Below are 18545 nucleotides of genomic sequence, written 5' to 3'. Positions count from 1 at the left end.
AATCGCGAATGTCAGACTGCATTCGTTTCTATAATCGCAAGGCATAAATTCATATATTCAGAGCATACTAAGCCAACAAACTCCAATATCGGAGGATTTTACGTATGCCAAATCAGAATAAAAGTTGTCCACTTACTCATGTGTCCTCTAACTTGAAGGATAATGTGAATCATATCGAAAGCTCCTTTGGAAACAGCGGAGATGTAATCATTAAAGAGCTATTATGGATGCAAAAATGGCCAGCAGCTCTATTTTATATTGATGGTCTGGTCAATACTCAATTGCTCCATGATTCCGTTCTCCGTTCATTGATGCGAGTAAATGAACATCATGTACCGGAGGGCGCAGAACCATTCGACTATTTGAAGAATCAAGTTTTGATTGCAGGTAACTCAGGTAGTGTGGACGAAATGGATGCCTTATTCAACCAGATGCTATCTGGCGGTATTATCATTTTGCTGGACGGATACGCAAAGGGCATATGGATTGATGCGGTCGGTTGGGAGGATCGCAGTGTTAGCGAACCCCAATCCCAAAGTGTCGTACGGGGTCCAATGGAGGCTTTTACCGAAAATTTACGTACCAATACCGCTCTAATTCGTAGGCGAATCCGCGATCCGCGCCTGTGGATGGAAACAAGACAGATCGGTCAAGTCACTCATACCAATGTGTCCGTGATGTATATCAAAGGAATTGCTGACGAAGGGGTTATTCAGGAACTGAGAGAACGTTTGGACCGAATTGATATTGACGGAATTTTGGAAGGGGGTTACATCGAAGAGGAAATTCAGGATGAATCCTTCACTCCGTTTCCCACCATTTATAACAGCGAGCGTCCGGATTCGGTCGCTGCCAGCCTGTTGGAGGGGCGGATTGCTATCTTGGTGGACGGGACACCCTTTGTTCTGTTGATTCCTGCGCTATTCGTGCAATTTTTCCAGTCGGCAGAGGATTATTACCAACGTGCTGATATCAGCACGTTGCTGCGTTTGCTGCGTTTCTTTTCCTTTTTTATCGCTTTGCTTGCACCAGCAGTTTATATCGCGGTAACTACCTTTCATCAAGAGATGATTCCTACAAACTTATTGGTCAGTCTCGCTGCACAAAGGGAAGGCGTACCGTTTCCAGCCTTTGTCGAGGCGATGCTCATGGAAATTACTTATGAAATTTTGCGTGAAGCAGGAGTCCGAATTCCGAGGACAGTCGGACAGGCTGTATCTATTGTTGGCACACTGGTCATTGGGCAAGCAGCCGTGGATGCGGGGGTTGTCTCGGCGGCTATGGTCATTATCGTGTCCATTACAGCCATCTCCAGCTATGTTATTCCAGAAAACGGCCTGTCGATAGCGGTTCGTATTATACGCTTCGCCTTAATGATGCTAGCCGCAGCCTTTGGACTTCTTGGAATATTGATGGGGTTAATCGTAGTTTTGCTGCACTTGACCAGTCTGAGATCGTTTGGAGTATCTTACATGAGTCCGTTTGGCCCCTATGTGGAAAGCGATATGAAAGATACGCTGTTTCGCTTACCCTGGCCTCATATGAAGAAACGTCCTCAATCCATCTCTATCCAAAATACGATCCGCCAAAAAACGAAAAAAAGACGGATCGGCCATAAATCAAAAACCAGAAGGGATAAACCATGAAGCAGACCATACATTTGTTCTTCGTCTGGGGACTGATTGCATTACTGTTAGGTGGTTGCTGGGATCGCACGGAATTAAATGAGCTGGGCATAGCTATTGGGATCGGGGTGGACATGGAAGGCGACCAGTATCAGGTAACCGCTCAGGTGGTCATTCCTTCTGCTGTAGCTTCCAAATCTTCACCAAGTGCAGGCCCTCCAGTCGTTACTTATCAGGCCACTGCACCCACGATTCAAGAGGCCATTGAAAAAATGACGAATACAAGTCCGCGCTCCATTTATTTATCTCATATTCGTATGCTGATTTTAGGTGAGGAGTATGCGAGAAAGGGAATTGCTGATGCGATTGAAGCCATGATGCGAGAGCCTTTTACAAGAAGTGACTTTTATATTGCGATAGCCAAGAATAACAAGGCTTCTACGATGTTAAAGATCCCCACTCCAATGGAAAAGTTGCCGGCAAATAAATTATTTGCTTCGTTAGATACCTTAACCAAAACCTGGGCTCCTGCTACCAAAGTAACGATGGATCAACTTCTTAGCGATCTGGTTAATCCCGACATCCAGTCCACTCTGCCCGCATTGGAAGCTGTGGGAGATATAGAGTCGACCAATGAAAAAGGTATGGATGCCACCAAAAGTATATCGCCTGAAACCATATTGCGGTTTTCGGGTAATGGTGTATTCAAAAAAGACCGATTGCTGGGATGGATCAATGAACTTGACAGTAAAGGGCTCAGTTACATCAGGGATAAAGTGGAGTCTACAACGGGGCACACCGATTGTCAGGGTGGGGGTAACATTGCCCTATTAACCTTGAGTAGCGACACTCAAAAAAAAGTAATCATTCGTGATGGAGAACCTGTTATCTCTATATCAGTTACCAACAACAGCACAGTACGAGAAGTCAACTGCCAGCATATGAAGCTAGACAGTATGGACGATATTAAAGAAATTGAAGCCGCAAGCAATGAAAAAATTGTTGAAATTATGAAACATTCCGTAGAGACCGTTCGGCATGAGTTTAAGTCAGACATTTTCGGCTTTGGTCAACTGATTCACCAGTCCAAACCCGAGCTTTGGAAAAGACTAAAAGAAGAAAAAGAAAATCCATTTATGGACTTACAGATTGAATATAAGGCACAGACAAAGATTAAAAAAATTGGTTCCTTGTTTGAATCATTCCAAAAACAAATGAAGGAGTGAGCTGGGTGGAGGAGAAAGGGCGTATCAGCATCAGAAATATAGCCGTACTCGTATTTTTGAGTATTATCGGAGACTGCGTATTGGTGTATCCCTCCCTCATTACAAGCATATCCAAGCAGGATGCCTGGATCAGCTCATTCCTAAGTATCCCAGCAGGATTGGCTGTATTACTGCTACTCCTGCGGGTACATCAGCTATATCCTGATCTCACCTTTATTCAACTCTGCCAGAGAATTTTGGGACCGTGGCTAGGCTCCCTCATCTCGATATGGTATTTGTTCCATTTATTAATGAATTCCGCGATTTATTTAAGAGAGGTCGGGGATTTTATGAACAGCCAGACTTATGTTATGACGCCTCTGCCTGTTATCAATTTACTCTTAATTCTTGCGCTTATGTGGGGGATGTATATGGGATTAGAGCCTATTGCTCGTACGGCTCAAATCTTATTACCATTATGCTTGGCTTTCACTTTGTTTTTAATCCTGTGCTTGCTTCCCCAATGTGAAAGTCAGCAGCTTAAGCCTATGCTGGAGCAAGGTATTCCCAAGATTATGGAAGGCAGCCTATTTGCACTGTCCTACCCATTCGGAGAATTAGCTTTTTTACTCATGATTTTTCCCTATGTGAACAAAAAACCGGGTCTAAAAAAATCGGTTTTGCTAGCCGGACTTACTGCCAGCGTTCTGTTAAGCGTACTACTCTTGGTTTCTCTCATGGTTCTGGGCCCTTTTGTAACCGAACATAGTGTGTATACCTCTTATACGCTATCTAAAAAAATCAACATAGGAAATTTCTTACAGAGAGTTGAATCCATGATGAGCATAGCCTGGATTATCACTACCTTTGTTAAAACCATTTTACACTTCTATGCCTTTACCTTAGGAATGACTCAGCTACTGCGATTAGACAATGTACGGACCTTTCTTGGCCCTAGCTTTATGATCCTGTTTGGTCTGATTATCGTGTCGGCACCCAACATTACTTATTATCTAGATACGATCGTCCACGCTTGGATTTATTGGGATTTGACGGATTCCGTTGTCCTGCCTTTACTGCTGCTTGTCGTATACAAGTTGAGATCGAAAGGCAATCATAGCCTGGGATCTGGTTGAGCCTCACCCTCAAAGGAAGGAGCATCGACATGCTGATTACCACTATCATTATCTGTATCGGCTTAGCCATCGCTGCCAAAGATTTGCCAGGCTTGTACCGAAAGCATCGCTTTAAGGATATGTTCGTGTACATCGTTATGCTCGGATTAGGCACATGGCTTAGTATTCTTGCTGCCAAATTAGAGGTTACGCCAAGTCCGCTGATTCTGATAGAGATCATCTATAACCCTGTTAACGCTTTTATTTCACATGTATTTGGCTTTTAGAAGGGAGGCAGCCACAAATGTCAAAAAAAGAACGTATCAGTGTTCGGCAAGTGACTGTCCTTATGTTTATGTGTTTAATCGGGGATATGCTCTTAATTTATCCGACTATGATTACGCATATTGCTCATCAGGATGCCTGGATCAGCTCTATACTGTCCATACCGTTAGGTTTAATTATTATTTACGTGCTCCTTCGTGTCCATGAACTCTACCCGGGCCTTACACTTATTGAAGCGATCCGTAAAATTTTCGGGCCTGTATTCGGAACCATTGTCTCCTGCTGGTATTTGTTTTATTTTTTAATGAACACCGCTCTTATTGCTAGAGAGGTAGGCGATTACCTGACTACCCAGTTATTTGTACAAACCCCTCTGCATGTCCTGCTCGTTATGGGAATTTCCCTAATGGTGCTTACTGCGCTAATGGGAATTGAAGTTTTCGGTCGTGTTAGCGAGATGCTATTACCAGCATATATATTAATCTTCTCCGGTCTGATCCTTGCACTCCTGCCACAAATTCAGCTTTCTAATGTACGGCCTGTTTTGGAAAACGGGTTAGCTCCTGTTGCTAAAGGAATGGTTCCAGGCGTGGCTATGCCTTTTGCCGAAATGTCTATTATGCTCATGGTTTTTCCTTATGTAAACAAAAAAGCCCATTTTAAAAAGGACATGTTGCTCGCCTCTCTTATAGGCGGATTCCTGATTAGCGTGTTTCTGCTTCTCTCTCTCCTTGTCGTTGGTCCCTTTGTGACCAATTATAGTCCATACATTTCTTCTGCTCTCACAACAAAGATTAACGAGCTCAATTATATTACACGAGTCGAATCGTTAGTAACTTTAACCTGGGCACTTGCTGCCTATTTCAAAGGTGTCCTTTTCTTTTACGCGTTTACTTTCGGAACAACCCAGCTATTCCGAATTTCTAATATCCGCCCCTTTGTCATCCCCGCAGGAGCGCTTGTGTTTGGTATGACCATTTTGATAACCCCAAATGTGTTTTATTATGTAAGAACTCTTGTTTATCCCATGTCTACCTGGCATTATACAAACGGCTTGATCATTCCGCTTGTTTTATGGGGTGTTTATTTCTGCAAGCAAAAGTGGAAGCATCGACAGGACGTATCCAAAAATTAACAAAAACCTTTTGAAACCGATGCTTAAAGAAGCATAATCCGATTCCAAAAGGTTTTTTTGTTCTTCACTTACGCCATATCCTGAATGTATGCCAGCGCAGCATCAATGTGCCCTTTTACTCTTAAACCACGCCATTCGTGAACTAAGATACCATTTTCATCAATAAGGAACGTAGACCGAACAATGCCCATGTACTGCTTGCCGTACATCTGTTTTTGCTGCCATACACCATACGTCTCAGCGACCTGATGCTCTTCATCAGATAACAACTGAAAAGGGAGTCCGTACTTGGCAATAAACTTGTCATGCTGCTTGAGTGGATCAGGGCTTATCCCCAGAATCACCGTGTTCAAACCTTCAAACTCCGTATGTTTATCCCGAAAATCACAAGCCTGTGTCGAGCAGCTAGAGGTCAAGTCCTTGGGATAGAAATATATCAACACCCTACTGCCTCGATAATCTGACAGCTTAACATGCTTTCCCTCACTGCCAGGCAATTCAAAATCCGGTGCCGCTTGTCCAATAACGGTAAATGCCGCGGACATCTCATCATCTCCTATCTTGTGGGGGTTCTTATATAACCTGACCTATGAGCCTGCCCCTCTGTAGCGGCGAATTCCCCAGTTCCATGCCAGTAAGCCCAAGGTCAGAAAGACAATTCCCATCACAGGAGTTAAGAGCGCCATATGGCGCATGTCCTCTCGGTGAAGGAACAGGGAGGCTGGATATACGCCAACAAAAGCAAACGGTAGTATCCAAGTCAGCACAACCTGAATGGCTCGGTTATAGATCGTTACTGGATAACGTCCGTAGCCCTGAATATTGTACATGAGCGGAATAATTCCTGTCGGCGCATCCGAAAAAAACGAAAGGGAAGTCAATATGGTGTATATCCCCGTATAGATCGCCACGGCACTTAGGCTCAAAATGATCAGCGCCGGTATGAACCACCACTCCATAGCCAAGTCCATCTGTGCCCCGCTGATCCCCATAATAATCAGACCGATCACTGAGCCGACCAGTGCGGGCGGGTCCACATTTTCAAGGAAAATCTGGAACAGATTATACGCAGGACGGGTCATTACCCGGTCGAGTTCACCTTTTACAATATAACGCTCGCTAAAGTTCCAAAGGTTGACGAAACAGCTGAATAGTCCGTAAGGAACCATAAAAAATCCATAAACGAACACGACTTCATTTTCACTCCAGCCACCCAAACTGTCTGTGTGCATAAAAATAACCAGGATAAAAATAAGATTCGTGGCCTGAAACAACAGATCTGAAATAACTTCTACCCAAAAGTCGGCCCGATAGGTGAGCCGTGACTTCATGTAATTTTTTAAATATTCGCTAATGAGACCCAAATAGTACATCATCGGCTTACCCTCCCTGCACGAACAGACGTCTGCGCGCCAGTCGCCAAATGATGATCATCGGCACGAGCAGAACGACCAGCCAAATGATTTGGATACCCAGTACATTCCAAATGCCAACGCCTTTTACACGTCCCGTAAATACAGAGCCCGGCAAATAGGTAATTGCCTGAAACGGCATCCATTGGGCGATTGTCGCCAGCCAGCCTGGGAACAAACTAATTGGCAAAATCAATCCAGAAAACAGATCTACAACTACGCGCTTCATACGCATCATGCCCTCATTATTTTCGATAAAAAAGGCCGTTAATCCAGTAATAATATTGATCTGAGTGTTGATCATAAAGCTGAAAAACAGCATGACCAGAAAACCAACCCAGGCTACCGGATCCGTGGGAAGTTTCACCGGAAATAGCAGCAACGCAATCGCCATACCTGGAATCATAAACAACAGAAAACGGAACATTCCCTCGCCGAGTCCTTGCATAAATTTAACAAGTACATAGTTATAAGGTCGGATCATCTGAATTGCAATGCTTCCATCACGAATATCCGTCGATATCTCACGATCCAGATTGTTAAAATAAAAGGCTCTCGCCATCCACGATACGGCTACATACGTCGTCATCTGAGCAGCGGTAAAGCCTCCAATGCTACCCGCATCGCCATATATCGCTTTGTATGTGAAATAATACACGCCAATATTCATGCAATAAATAAGGATTCCTGAATAATAGTTCACACGATAAGCCAGCATCGTGAGAAATCGAATACGAATAAAATCGGTGTATACGCTAAGCATGAACTTTGGCCTCCACTACCGGATTGCCCTGGCGTTCCGCCGAGCCAGACTGATAGATACTGCGGACGATATCATCCGTGTTGGTTTCAATGATTTTGATATCCGTAATGTCCGTGCGACCGACTACGCAAGCGAGCACATCCGATACATTAATATGAAGAGGAATCCATACCTTGGCAGCCAAATCATTATCCACCGTCCAAGCCAATGGCATATCAGCAGTCCATGCCTGTAATTGCTCCAATTGGGTCGATGTGCCGAACTGGAACCGTACTTCTCGACCTGTACCCCAACGCGCCTTCAGATCCTCAAGACCACCATCATAAATGATATTCCCATCATCCAGCATAATGACGCGCGAGCACAGCGCTTCAATATCCTGCAAATCATGGGTCGTCAGCAAAATAGTCGTACCGTGATCCCGGTTCATGTCCTTCAGAAATTCGCGGATTTCGGACTTCACCATAATGTCAAGCCCAATGGTCGGCTCGTCCAGAAAAACAATAGACGGATTGTGCAGCAAGGCTGCTACCAACTCACAGCGCATCCGTTGCCCGAGACTAAGCTTGCGTACCGGGCGGCTTAGCAGATCCTGCAATTGCAGTCTCTCCACCAGCTCATCCAGCCTGCGTTTGAAGTCAGTAGCCGGAACCTGATATACTTTCCGCAGTAGTTGAAAAGACTCGATCACACCGATGTCCCACCAAAGCTGGCTGCGCTGACCGAAAACAACACCAATGTTGCCTACAAATTTCTCACGTTCCTCATAGGGGACATAACCGCCCACCTTGAGATGTCCCGATGTCGGCACGAGAATGCCTGTCAGCATCTTAATCGTGGTGGACTTTCCGGCGCCATTCTCACCGATATAACCGCATATTTCTCCTTGCGGAATACGGAAAGATATATCTTTGACCGCGGCTACCTCGTTGTATTCGCGGGCAAATAAATCAAGGAAGGCGCCTTTTAAGCCCTCGCGATTTTTTTGAACCTTAAATGTTTTGCGCAGATCCTGCACATCTATTGCCAGCATGTTATACCTCTCAATCAGGATTTGTAAAATCCATAGTTAAATTGATTGTGCTCCAAAAAGAAATTATAATGTAATGAACTGAAAAGCGAAAGGGAGAGCATCCATGACAAGCAGAACCAAAAGGACGATATGGTCGGTTCTAGCCGTGGTAATCGTCGCGATTGTCGGCTTTGCCGTGTACTATTTTACATCTATTTATAATCAGCTGGATAATCTGCATAAAGAGGGTGCTAACTCCCCCTTCAAAAATGTAAAGCAGGTCGATCAGGTTCGTACGCCAGAACCGCCCAAGTGGGAAGGTACCGATATGGTCAATATTTTGCTAATGGGTGTCGATGGGCGCGGTATCCAGAAAGGGGAAGTCCCCCGATCAGACAGCATGATGGTCGTGTCACTGGACCCCGTCAAGAAAAAAATCCACCTGTTCTCTATTTTGCGTGATACGTACGTGGATATTCCCGGTTACGGAAAAAATCGAATTAATACCGCCATTACTCACGGACCCAACACAGCCATGAAGACGGCTGGCGATCTGTTAGGCATTCCGGTGCAATATTATGTGTACACGGATTTCCAGGGTTTTATCAAACTGGTGGATGCCGTAGGCGGGATTGATTTTGAAGTGGAAAAGGATATGCATTATACAAGTAATGCAGATAAACATCAGTACGACATTGATTTGAAAAAGGGTATGCAGCATCTGGATGGCAACACGGCGCTTCAATATGTGCGGTTCCGCCACGATGCGATGTCCGACTTCTCCCGATCAGGACGGCAACGCGCATTTTTGGAGGCCGTAGCCCAGAAAATGCAGACCACGACTTCCATCGCCAACCTGCCGAACATTTTAGAGCAGGTTAACCCGTACATCGACACAAATCTCAGTGTTAACGATATGTGGAAGCTGGCGAATGTGGGGTACCAAAGCAACTTTGCAGGCAGTGAACAGGTTCCACCGATGAAGATGCTCGGAGAAGAGAATGTGGGCGGCGCGGCAGTTCTTACTGTCCGCGATCCGGAAGAACTGAAAACGTATGTGCAGGATATTTTTAATAATCCACCCACACAAACACAGGAACAAAATAAGGATCAGACCGAAACAAAACAGCCAGACAGTGCATCGTCTACCAAGACGGATAAAGCTTCTTTTACAGGGGGCAGTAAAGCCAGTGATGAGAATGCTTCCAAACAATCAACAACAAAGACAGTCAAAAAGAGCTATAATGATGTATGCAGGGGCAGCCGTGAACGCTGCCCTTTGGCGTGTGTATACCCTATTTTAATGAACGGAAAGGAAGTTTTTGATGATGAAACGGGAAAACTCCGAAGCACTATATAAAGAAGCCCTGGAGCATATTGTCGGGGGCGTTAACAGCCCTTCACGTTCCTTTAAAGCTGTGGGCGGCGGTGCTCCAGTATTCATGAAACGCGCTAAAGGTGCTCATTTCTGGGACGAGGATGATAATCGGTATATCGATTATTTGGCGGCCTACGGCCCTATTATTACCGGACATGCTCACCCCCATATTACCAAGGCGATCAGCGAAGCGGCCGCGAACGGCGTATTATACGGAACCTCAACGGTATTGGAAATCAAACTGGCCAAGATGCTGAAGGAAGCCATTCCTTCTATGGACAAGGTCCGGTTTGTGAATTCCGGCACAGAAGCAGTCATGACGACGATTCGTGTGGCACGGGCTTATACTGGGCGGAACAAGATCATCAAATTTGCCGGCTGCTACCATGGTCACTCGGATCTGGTACTTGTAGCTGCTGGCTCTGGACCTTCTACACTGGGCATACCTGACAGTGCAGGCATTACAACCAACATTGCGAGCGAGGTCATTACTGTGCCATTCAATGACCTCGACGCGTTGCGCCAAGCTTTGGAGCGCTGGAGCGACGATGTGGCGGCAGTCATGGTCGAGCCTATTGTCGGTAATTTCGGCATGGTTATGCCGCAGCCCGGTTATTTGGAAGGGTTGTGCTCCATGGCGCGTGCGAACGGCTCACTCGTCATTTATGACGAGGTCATTACCGCATTCCGATTCCACTTCGGCTCTACCCAAACGTATGCAGGTTTGGACAACCATGATGCGATTCAGCCAGATTTGACCGCGCTGGGCAAAATCATGGGTGGTGGTCTGCCAATTGGTGCCTACGGTGGCAGCAAACAGATCATGGAGCAGGTTGCCCCACTCGGCCCGGCTTATCAGGCGGGTACGATGGCAGGCAACCCGGCGTCCATCTCGTCAGGCATCGCCTGCCTTGAAGTCCTTCAAGGAGAAGGCGTGTATGAAGAGATGGAACGTCTGGCTGTGAGGCTGACGGACGGTATTCAGTCCTCTGCCGAACGCTATGGCGTGCCATTGACGATCAACCGTATTCGTGGAGCGTTCTCGACGCATTTCTGTGATCATCCGATCACGAATTACGCACAGGCGCAGGATACGGATAGCGAAGCATTCGCATCCTTCTTCCGTCACATGCTGGATCGCGGTATTCATCTGGCACCATCCAAGTACGAAGCCTGGTTCCTCACAACAGCGCATACGGACGAAGATGTAGATGCTACGCTGGAAGCGGCGGACGATTCGTTCCGGGCGATGTCACAAGGGAAGTAAACCCAGCAGTAAGTGATAGAATATGAATTTTGATAAGAGCTGGAAGTAGTCTTAGGGAAGGGTATTCGACCTCTGGGACTTCGTTCCGGCTTTTTTTATTTTACAACTGTACCCGTACAGTTGCAGATTTTATGGATTGTATCATGTTATGCCATCCGGGTATATTGAGAGAACCACAGGTTAAGGTCATGACTACGGAGGTTTATTATGCACAGTCGTTCCAGAAATGGAGCCGCCTATCTGGCAGCTCTCAGCTATGCAGCTATACTTGGATTTTCATTTTTATTTGTAAAATTGACGGTCACAGAGGCGAGCCCGCTGGATGTGATCGCCCACCGCTTTGCGCTGTCTTTTATCGCTTTGACCGTTCCAGTGCTGCTTGGTTGGATTAAGCTCAACATCAAATTGCGTGACATTCTGCGCATTTTACCACTGGCGCTGCTCTCGCCATTAGTGTATTTTCCACTGCAAGCCTTCGGGCTGATGAGCACTTCTTCATCGGAAGGTGGAATTATTCAAGCAACCGTTCCCATCTTTACGTTGCTGTTAGCTTCTTATTTTATTAAAGAGCGTACAACAGTAGTCCAAAAGATTTCCTTACTGCTCTCTGTCTTTGGTGTGGTTTTTATATTTGTAATGAAAAGCGGAGCACCGCTAGCGTCCAATAGCTATGGCGGTATTCTTCTGCTCGTGCTCTCTGCGATATGCCTATCCGGTTATAATGTACTGGCACGGCCCTTAACACAAAAGTACAGCCCCATGGAATTGACCTACGTTACCTCTATTTTGGGATGTATCGTTTTTAACGTGGTGGCACTGGGATATCATGCCATAGACGGCTCCATGAGCGCCTATACCGCTCCACTGGTGAAGCCTGGTTATTGGATGGCACTGATTTATCTGGGCATTCTGTCTACCCTCGTCACCTCACTGTTATCGAGCTTTGCCTTGAAGTGGATCGAAGCCTCCAAAATGAGTGTGATCGGTAATTTATCCACCCTCATTTCCATGATTGCCGGTGCTTACATTTTGAAGGAGCAGCTCGCCTACTATCACATTGTTGGGGCTGTGATGATCATTATCGGCGTGCTGGGTACCAATTTTGGAGGGCGAAAAAACTTCACGCCGATCAAAACAACTTCGGCAAAATCACAAAAGACGGGCTAAAAATAGATACTAATTTGCCTGCAAAAAAAAGAAATCTCCCAGCTGCGCAATTCCAGCCGGGAGATTTCTTTTTTCACTTCTTAGTCTTCGTCGGATTAAATAGGGTACGCCATGACACTCATTAACGCCAATTCCGGCTGTGTCGTGTCCAATCTGCTATATTGTACGATGATGGGCACATCGCTAGTGACCGTAATTGCGTAAGGAATGCCTGTCGGAATCCGTTCGCCGGATTTCTCCAAAGAGGCTGTTCGGATATGACGGGTTCGTCTTCCTTCCACCACCTCGATCAATCCCTCCAATGGCTCGCGGTCTTCAAAATAGATGTCTATACTTAGATTTGCCACACGGCTCCCACAATTCAGCACGCATATACTCTCATGACTGAGCAGCTCTCCCCGGCTTTCCGGTGGAATATACCCATCGGGGATGACCCAGAATAGGCTGCCTCGCGGCTGATTAGCCACCTTTTCCTGAGAAAGTTCAGCATTTCCCATACTATTGGCCTCCTTCCTTTACCCATAATACTTTTTAGCGCATATGCCCTTTCTTCTAGCCGTATGGATTCTCCTTGGTACGCAACAGTTGAGCCAGAAAAGCAAGCGCCAATCCCTGACCCCATCCCTGAATGCGTTTGTAGGGGACGTTTCGATAGCCATCAATATCGTTCATCACAGCAGTTCCAGCGGATACCCCCGTTACTGTGCCGTCCTCCTTAATGCAGGAAAGTATACCGTCGATCGCCTTTTGTGTGTATTTGTTAAACAATCTTCCTTGCATAAGCAAGGCAGTCGCAATTCCTGCCGAGCCCGAGGTTTCCAGATAAGAGGTATCATCGTTCAGCACCGTATGCCACAGCCCTTCGGGGGATTGCAGCCGCACCAGTGCATTGAGCTGGTCACGCAGCGAGCCATCGATGATCATATAAGATGGATGCTGCACCTCCACAAATTTCAGCGCTTTTGCCATCGTGAGAGCTGCCCATGAATTGCCGCGCGCCCAATATATTCCTGACATCCGGCTTTGATTCGCATGATCCCATCCGTGATAATACAGATTCGTATCCGGGTCCTGCAAAAATTCTTCATGCCCGTGATATTGACGAACCCCATCCTCCCAATACTCTTTGTTGCCCAACAGATGACCGATACGCAGCAAATAATAACCGGCCATAAACATCGTATCCACCCATGCTTGCTGCGGAAATACATCATGAAGTGAGTTCACCGTATGCTGGAAAATGCCGTCGGCAAACCGTTCCGCTTTTTTGGCCAAAAATTCTGCCATCTCGATGGCAATATCAAGGTATTTTTGCTCACCTGTGGCCTGGTAAAGCGTCAACAAACAGTGCCCGACAGAAACGCCGTTCACCGAGAGAGATGGAAGCCCATCCTCAATACTTTCGTCAACCCATTCTTTCAGCTTGATCAAATACTTTTCGTTCCCTGTCGCTTCATACGCTTCGCATACTCCGTAAAAGGCTACTCCACCCGGCCAATCCCAGCTGTAGTGCATTTGAAATGTGCGTTCAACTACCCGGTCGATCACCTGCTTAACTTGTTCTTCATCAAATATCAATGCAGGCATTTCCACGTCCCCCCCTTTGGTAAGTTTCACGTGAGTTACCTCCTTGACGTCCGTATATGAATAGGTCGTCCTTCAACGTAAATACATGCGTAACGGTTGCAAATCCAGTGCCCTCACAGCATCCACCACCATGTCTGCAATACGAACCGCACCATTCTCATGAAAATGTGTGTTATCCTCTAAGCCGCCGGAAAAGTTCATGTATTCACCAGGCAGCAGCCACATAAAAAGCTCTTTACTCTCTTCGGGACCCAGCTGCTCATATAACTCCTGCGTGCGGGCAGACAAATCAATCAGCGGTACATTCGCTTCTTCCGCCAGCTCACGAACCGCTGTTACATAGTCACCATGTGTGTCAGATAGCGTACCATCCTCATTAAAATAGCGACGATGTACGGGCGTGACCAGTACCGGGGTTGCCCCATGGCTTCTTGCGCCGTCGATGTAGAGGCGAAGACGCTCCTTGTAGGTTGTAAAAGGCTCTGTAGCCCGCTCCGGGTCAGGCTTCTGATCATTATGGCCGAACTGGATGAACAGGAAGTCTCCTGCCTTTATTTCGCCCAAAATGGCACCCAGCCGTCCTTCGTCCACAAAGCTTTTGGAGCTTCTTCCCGATACGGCATGATTATCCACGCAGACATCATGCTTGAACAGGGCGGGCAAAGCCTGGCCCCAGCCAGTATACGGATAACCGGATGCGTCCTGATCCGTAACCGTGGAATCTCCGGCTAGGAATAGCCGGAGGGTCTGTGGCGCTGGCGCAATCTCCAGCGCATTGAGCCGTGGCGCGGTGCCTGATACGGTGAGGCGCAGCTTGCCACCCCGGACTGGCACCGCAAACAGGGCTTCGGTGAACTGGCCCGGCAGCGTGTGTACCGGGGGAAGCATGTGCTTGCCTTCACCAGCCTTGAGTCGCGTGAGCGTTTCCGCCTGCGAATCGCCGACCAGTATAGTGACGAGATACATCCCGTCTGGCACATCTGCAACAAATGCAGCGTTCAGTGGAATACAAAAGCTGCTTCGTAGCTGCGTGCGTGCATCCTTAGCTGCACACTGCCTTTTTCGACCGTACACATGCTCCGTAGTCTCGAAGCCATAGCCCTGTTCAGTTGTATATACGCAATCCGGAGACACTCCCTTGTAGCCATCCGCAGGTTCCCCCGGACCAAAATCAAACTTCCACAATTTACTCACCTCTCAGCCATCGCCCTCAAATCCCAACCATTTAATTGTATAAACCCGGATACCTTCCATTTCCACTCGTAAGCCTCATATCCTCACGCTATGGATTTTGAATCTTATCCCTTCAAACCACTTGTACTCATTCCTTCTACAATTTGCTTCTGGAATGCGAAGAATACAGCGATAACTGGAAGCAGGCTTAGGATAGACATCGCGAACATTCCTCCCCAGTTGGAAGCCGACTCGCTGTCGAGGAACATCTTGAGTGCAATAGATACGGTATATTTCTCCGGCGAATTCAGATACAGTACCGGACCTAGCAAATCCTCCCACTTCCAGTAGAAAGAGAAGATTGCCGCTGTAGCCAACGACGACTTGAGTAAGGGTAAAATAATTCTAAAATACAGCCGGAACTTGCCGCATCCATCAATCGTCGCCGCTTCATCCAACTCTCCTGGAATCGTTCGTATAAACTGCACCATCAGAAAGATGAAGAACGGCATCCCGAAAAAGGAGGGTACCACCAACGGTAAGATCGTATTGATCCAACCGAGCTTGGTGAAAATAATATATTGCGGTACCAGTACCACATCCCCTGGTAGCATAAGCGTCACCATCATCAAAGCAAACCACAAGTTACGTCCTTTGAATTTCAAGCGCGCAAAGCCAAATGCGATCAATGAGGAGGAAAGCACGGCTCCAATCGTTGAAATCACCACGATCGTGAGCGAGTTCAGAATGTACGTGCCAAAGTTGTAGCCAGTCGTTCCTTTCCAGCCTGTTACATAGTTTTGCCAGATCCATTCTGTAGGGAAAAGCGAGGATGCCGTGACGAATATCGTCCGACTTTCTTTAAACGAGCTGAACAGCATCCAAAAAACGGGATACAGCATCAGGAGCGCCAGTGCAGCAACCAGTATGTGATAAATTGGCCATTTGACCGTTTTCCATGCCATCGTTATCAGCGCCCCTTTTCCGTTTCATAAAATACCCAGTATCTGGAGGTTATAAATAATATCGCTGTCAGTATCCCAATCATAATGAGCATGACCCAAGCCATGGCTGCCGCATATCCCATGTTGCTGAACATAAACGCCTGTCGGAACAGATACAGTGAATGCAGCATCGTTCCATCCATCGGGCCTCCTTCGCCCTTAGAAATAACATAAGCCGGGACGAAGGTCATAAAGGCACTGATCGTCTGCATAATCAGATTAAATAGAATAATGGGGCTAAGCAACGGTAGCGTAATACTGAAAAATTTTCGTACTGGCTTAGCGCCATCTACACTGGACGCCTCGTACAATTCAACAGGAATGTTCTTCAAACCTGCCAGAAAAATCAGCATGGAGGAGCCAAATTGCCATACGGACAAGGTGATTAGCATCGTAAGCGAAGCATCCGGGTCACCAAACCACTTCACCGGAGTCGCCCCTAAGGTCGAAAGCAGGCTGTTCACTATGCCGTTATTACTGAAAATGTTCCGCCACATAATGGATACCGCAACACTGCCCCCGATAATCGACGGTAGATAGTACATCGTCCGATAGGTGCCGACCATACGCGACTTGGTATTCAAAATCATAGCCACAAACAGCGCGAAAATCAGTCGCAACGGTACACCGACCAATACATACGTAAACGTGACCCTGATCGAATTCCAGTATTTCGGGTCGCCTGTGAACATTTTTTCGAAGTTACCCAGACCAATCCATTTGGGCGGGGTGAACAGGTTGTAGGTGGTAAAGGACAGATACAGCGAAATAAACATTGGAATTAACGTAAACGCCAGAAAGCCCACAATAAACGGGCTGATAAACGCATATCCGGTCATATTGGCTTTCAAGCTCTGATGATTTCGCAAGCTCATCAAGCCTCCCTTCTGTTGCATTTTAAAGAATTAGCAAAACTTTATAATATTAATAATTCGTTGTTATGTGAATAATATTGTGATGTCTGCAAAGGGTGCTTATGCAGTCGGTTCGTCCAATCAACCGTGCGCAATCATGCTTTGGACTACGCACGGTTAACTTAACGAAACGTTCCTTCGATCATATCGATCTTATGCTAAAACAGTGTCAGATATCCTAAAGGTCACATTGCGCTCATTATTGCTTGTTATTCGCAAGGATAGTATTCGCATCAGCCCGGAATTTGGCCGCTGCGTCTTCTGGTGTCATCTGTCCGAAATTGACCTGTTCAATATAATCGGTCAGAGTCGCAATCACTTCCGGCGATCCGACTGGCGGCGGCGGGCTCATTGGAGAAGCCTTCGGCTCCATGGAAGCTACAAATTCAAACACCTGCTTCGTAGGCTCGCTCAACTCTGGCGCAACAGCCTCCTTGATTTTGGAGGAAATCGGCACGCCACGTTCGCCTTTAATCAATTTATTCGCTTCTACATCATTCATCCAGAAATCAATAAACTTTGCGGCCTCATCCTTCACCTGTGAACGGGAAGCAACCGTCCAGTACATCGTAGGCTGCATGTATACGCCTTTTTCCATATTCGGCCCAAACATTGGAGCCAGTGCCATGGGGCGGTTAACAACCTGCTGTAAGCCCACATACTGATTGGACCACTGCCAAATACCGATGCCTGTTCCTTTTACGATATCGGATTCCTCAAGAATCCCCTTGGTCTGGTTCATGATTTCAGGAGGCGGAGTCGCTCCCTTCTTAATCAGATCAGCCAATCCGCTGAAGAAGTCAACAAACAGCTTATCGTCGTCATATCCCAAGCCTGTTCCTTCCGCATTGTAGAGAGTCTTTCCTTGCGTACGCAAATAGTAGTGGAAGAAAATATCGGCAGCCATCGAGCTGTCAAAATATACTTTATTGGAAGCTGCCTTTAAAGCCAGTTCTTTGTATTGATCCCATGTCCAGTTATCAGGAATTTTATCTATACCTGCTTTCTTGAGCAACGCCGGATCATACTGGAAACCCAGAACATTGACACCTGTTGGAATACCATATTGCTTTCCTGCTATTACGCCGGTACTGAGTACATTTTCGTTCACGTCAGCGACCTGAATTTTTTGATTTAAGTAAGGCGCGAGATCCTCCAGTTGACCATTTTTTGCATATTGGCTAATGTACGAAATGTCCATTTGCACGATATCCGGTAACTGATTAGCCGCAGCCTGTGGGGCGAGCTTTTTCCAATAGTCATCAAAAGAGGCATATTCCACATCGATCGTTACATTAGGATTTTTCTGCTTATACAAATCAACGACCTTCTGCGTGTATTCATGACGCGTATCCGATCCCCACCAAGCGATACGTAACTTTACTTTCCCGTCTGCACTTGTGCCCGAATTGCCGCCGCCGTCCGCTCCGCTACATGCTGTCGTCAAAACGAGCAGCATAGCTATAATCAGAAACCATCCCTTTTTGCCCACCTATCTCTCCC

General features: G+C 46.6%; 17 protein-coding genes and 1 pseudogene. 8 read left to right on the top strand and 10 right to left on the bottom strand.

What is annotated here, in order from left to right:
* Window positions 1-104 precede the first annotated feature (104 nt).
* The 5 genes from MKY98_RS04150 to MKY98_RS04130 are packed head-to-tail and all read left to right on the top strand — an operon-like array spanning window position 105 to window position 5365.
* A complete protein-coding gene (locus MKY98_RS04150; protein WP_069011290.1) occupies window positions 105-1646 on the top strand; it encodes a spore germination protein in 1542 nt (513 codons plus the stop codon).
* Window positions 1643-2851 (top strand): Ger(x)C family spore germination protein, encoded by a 1209-nt coding sequence (locus tag MKY98_RS04145; protein ID WP_069011289.1) that lies wholly within the window; start codon window positions 1643-1645, stop codon window positions 2849-2851. The genes MKY98_RS04150 and MKY98_RS04145 overlap by 4 nt, the downstream gene beginning before the upstream one ends.
* Before the next feature lie 5 nt (window positions 2852-2856).
* Complete coding sequence (locus tag MKY98_RS04140) at window positions 2857-3966, top strand: GerAB/ArcD/ProY family transporter (protein WP_029515753.1); 1110 nt, start codon at window positions 2857-2859, stop codon at window positions 3964-3966.
* Between the two features lie 29 nt (window positions 3967-3995).
* Window positions 3996-4232, top strand: coding sequence for a hypothetical protein (locus MKY98_RS04135; RefSeq protein WP_029515754.1), 237 nt, complete (start codon window positions 3996-3998; stop codon window positions 4230-4232).
* Window positions 4233-4249: 17 nt separating this feature from the next.
* Window positions 4250-5365 (top strand): GerAB/ArcD/ProY family transporter, encoded by a 1116-nt coding sequence (locus MKY98_RS04130; RefSeq protein ID WP_069011288.1) that lies wholly within the window; start codon window positions 4250-4252, stop codon window positions 5363-5365.
* 68 nt (window positions 5366-5433) lie between these two features.
* Here MKY98_RS04130 and bcp read toward each other — a convergent pair whose 3' ends face one another.
* From bcp to MKY98_RS04110, 4 genes are read right to left on the bottom strand one after another with little or no spacing between them, the layout of a single operon-like run.
* Window positions 5434-5910 carry a thioredoxin-dependent thiol peroxidase gene (bcp, locus tag MKY98_RS04125; RefSeq protein WP_029515756.1) on the bottom strand — a complete coding sequence of 159 codons (477 nt, stop codon included), beginning with the start codon at window positions 5908-5910 and terminating at the stop codon, window positions 5434-5436.
* 42 nt (window positions 5911-5952) lie between these two features.
* On the bottom strand, window positions 5953-6741 hold the full coding sequence (locus MKY98_RS04120) for an ABC transporter permease (protein WP_025718032.1): 789 nt from the start codon (window positions 6739-6741) through the stop codon (window positions 5953-5955).
* A 4-nt stretch (window positions 6742-6745) separates the two neighbouring features.
* A complete protein-coding gene (locus MKY98_RS04115) occupies window positions 6746-7540 on the bottom strand; it encodes an ABC transporter permease (RefSeq protein WP_025718034.1) in 795 nt (264 codons plus the stop codon).
* On the bottom strand, window positions 7533-8573 hold the full coding sequence (locus MKY98_RS04110; protein WP_029515757.1) for an ABC transporter ATP-binding protein: 1041 nt from the start codon (window positions 8571-8573) through the stop codon (window positions 7533-7535). The genes MKY98_RS04115 and MKY98_RS04110 overlap by 8 nt, the downstream gene beginning before the upstream one ends.
* A 103-nt stretch (window positions 8574-8676) precedes the next feature.
* Here MKY98_RS04110 and MKY98_RS04105 point away from each other — a divergent pair.
* The 3 genes and pseudogenes from MKY98_RS04105 to MKY98_RS04095 form a co-directional block, all read left to right on the top strand.
* Window positions 8677-9789 (top strand): annotated as a pseudogene (locus MKY98_RS04105) (LCP family protein); the annotation flags it as partial.
* Between the two features lie 91 nt (window positions 9790-9880).
* Window positions 9881-11197 (top strand): glutamate-1-semialdehyde 2,1-aminomutase, encoded by a 1317-nt coding sequence (locus MKY98_RS04100; RefSeq protein ID WP_025722139.1) that lies wholly within the window; start codon window positions 9881-9883, stop codon window positions 11195-11197.
* Window positions 11198-11404: 207 nt separating this feature from the next.
* On the top strand, window positions 11405-12364 hold the full coding sequence (locus tag MKY98_RS04095; protein ID WP_029515760.1) for a DMT family transporter: 960 nt from the start codon (window positions 11405-11407) through the stop codon (window positions 12362-12364).
* A gap of 95 nt (window positions 12365-12459) precedes the next feature.
* Here MKY98_RS04095 and MKY98_RS04090 read toward each other — a convergent pair whose 3' ends face one another.
* The 6 genes from MKY98_RS04090 to MKY98_RS04065 form a co-directional block, all read right to left on the bottom strand.
* A complete protein-coding gene (locus tag MKY98_RS04090) occupies window positions 12460-12861 on the bottom strand; it encodes a sensory rhodopsin transducer (protein ID WP_029515761.1) in 402 nt (133 codons plus the stop codon).
* Between the two features lie 55 nt (window positions 12862-12916).
* The gene (locus tag MKY98_RS04085) at window positions 12917-13951 is read right to left on the bottom strand and encodes a glycoside hydrolase family 88/105 protein (protein ID WP_069011299.1); all 1035 of its coding nucleotides are present in this window, start codon (window positions 13949-13951) and stop codon (window positions 12917-12919) included.
* 72 nt (window positions 13952-14023) lie between these two features.
* A complete protein-coding gene (locus MKY98_RS04080) occupies window positions 14024-15136 on the bottom strand; it encodes a rhamnogalacturonan acetylesterase (RefSeq protein WP_069011287.1) in 1113 nt (370 codons plus the stop codon).
* A 113-nt stretch (window positions 15137-15249) separates the two neighbouring features.
* Window positions 15250-16089 (bottom strand): carbohydrate ABC transporter permease, encoded by an 840-nt coding sequence (locus MKY98_RS04075; protein ID WP_013308762.1) that lies wholly within the window; start codon window positions 16087-16089, stop codon window positions 15250-15252.
* A 5-nt stretch (window positions 16090-16094) separates the two neighbouring features.
* Window positions 16095-17003, bottom strand: coding sequence for a carbohydrate ABC transporter permease (locus MKY98_RS04070; protein ID WP_023987015.1), 909 nt, complete (start codon window positions 17001-17003; stop codon window positions 16095-16097).
* Window positions 17004-17241: 238 nt separating this feature from the next.
* Window positions 17242-18534, bottom strand: a complete 1293-nt coding sequence (locus MKY98_RS04065; RefSeq protein WP_069011286.1) for an ABC transporter substrate-binding protein — start codon at window positions 18532-18534, stop codon at window positions 17242-17244.
* Window positions 18535-18545 lie beyond the last annotated feature (11 nt).

The sequence above is a fragment of the Paenibacillus sp. FSL M8-0228 genome (assembly GCF_038007385.1).
GTDB classification, from domain to species: Bacteria; Bacillota; Bacilli; order Paenibacillales; family Paenibacillaceae; genus Paenibacillus; species Paenibacillus polymyxa_D.
This window is presented reverse-complemented; position numbering and strand designations above follow the sequence as displayed.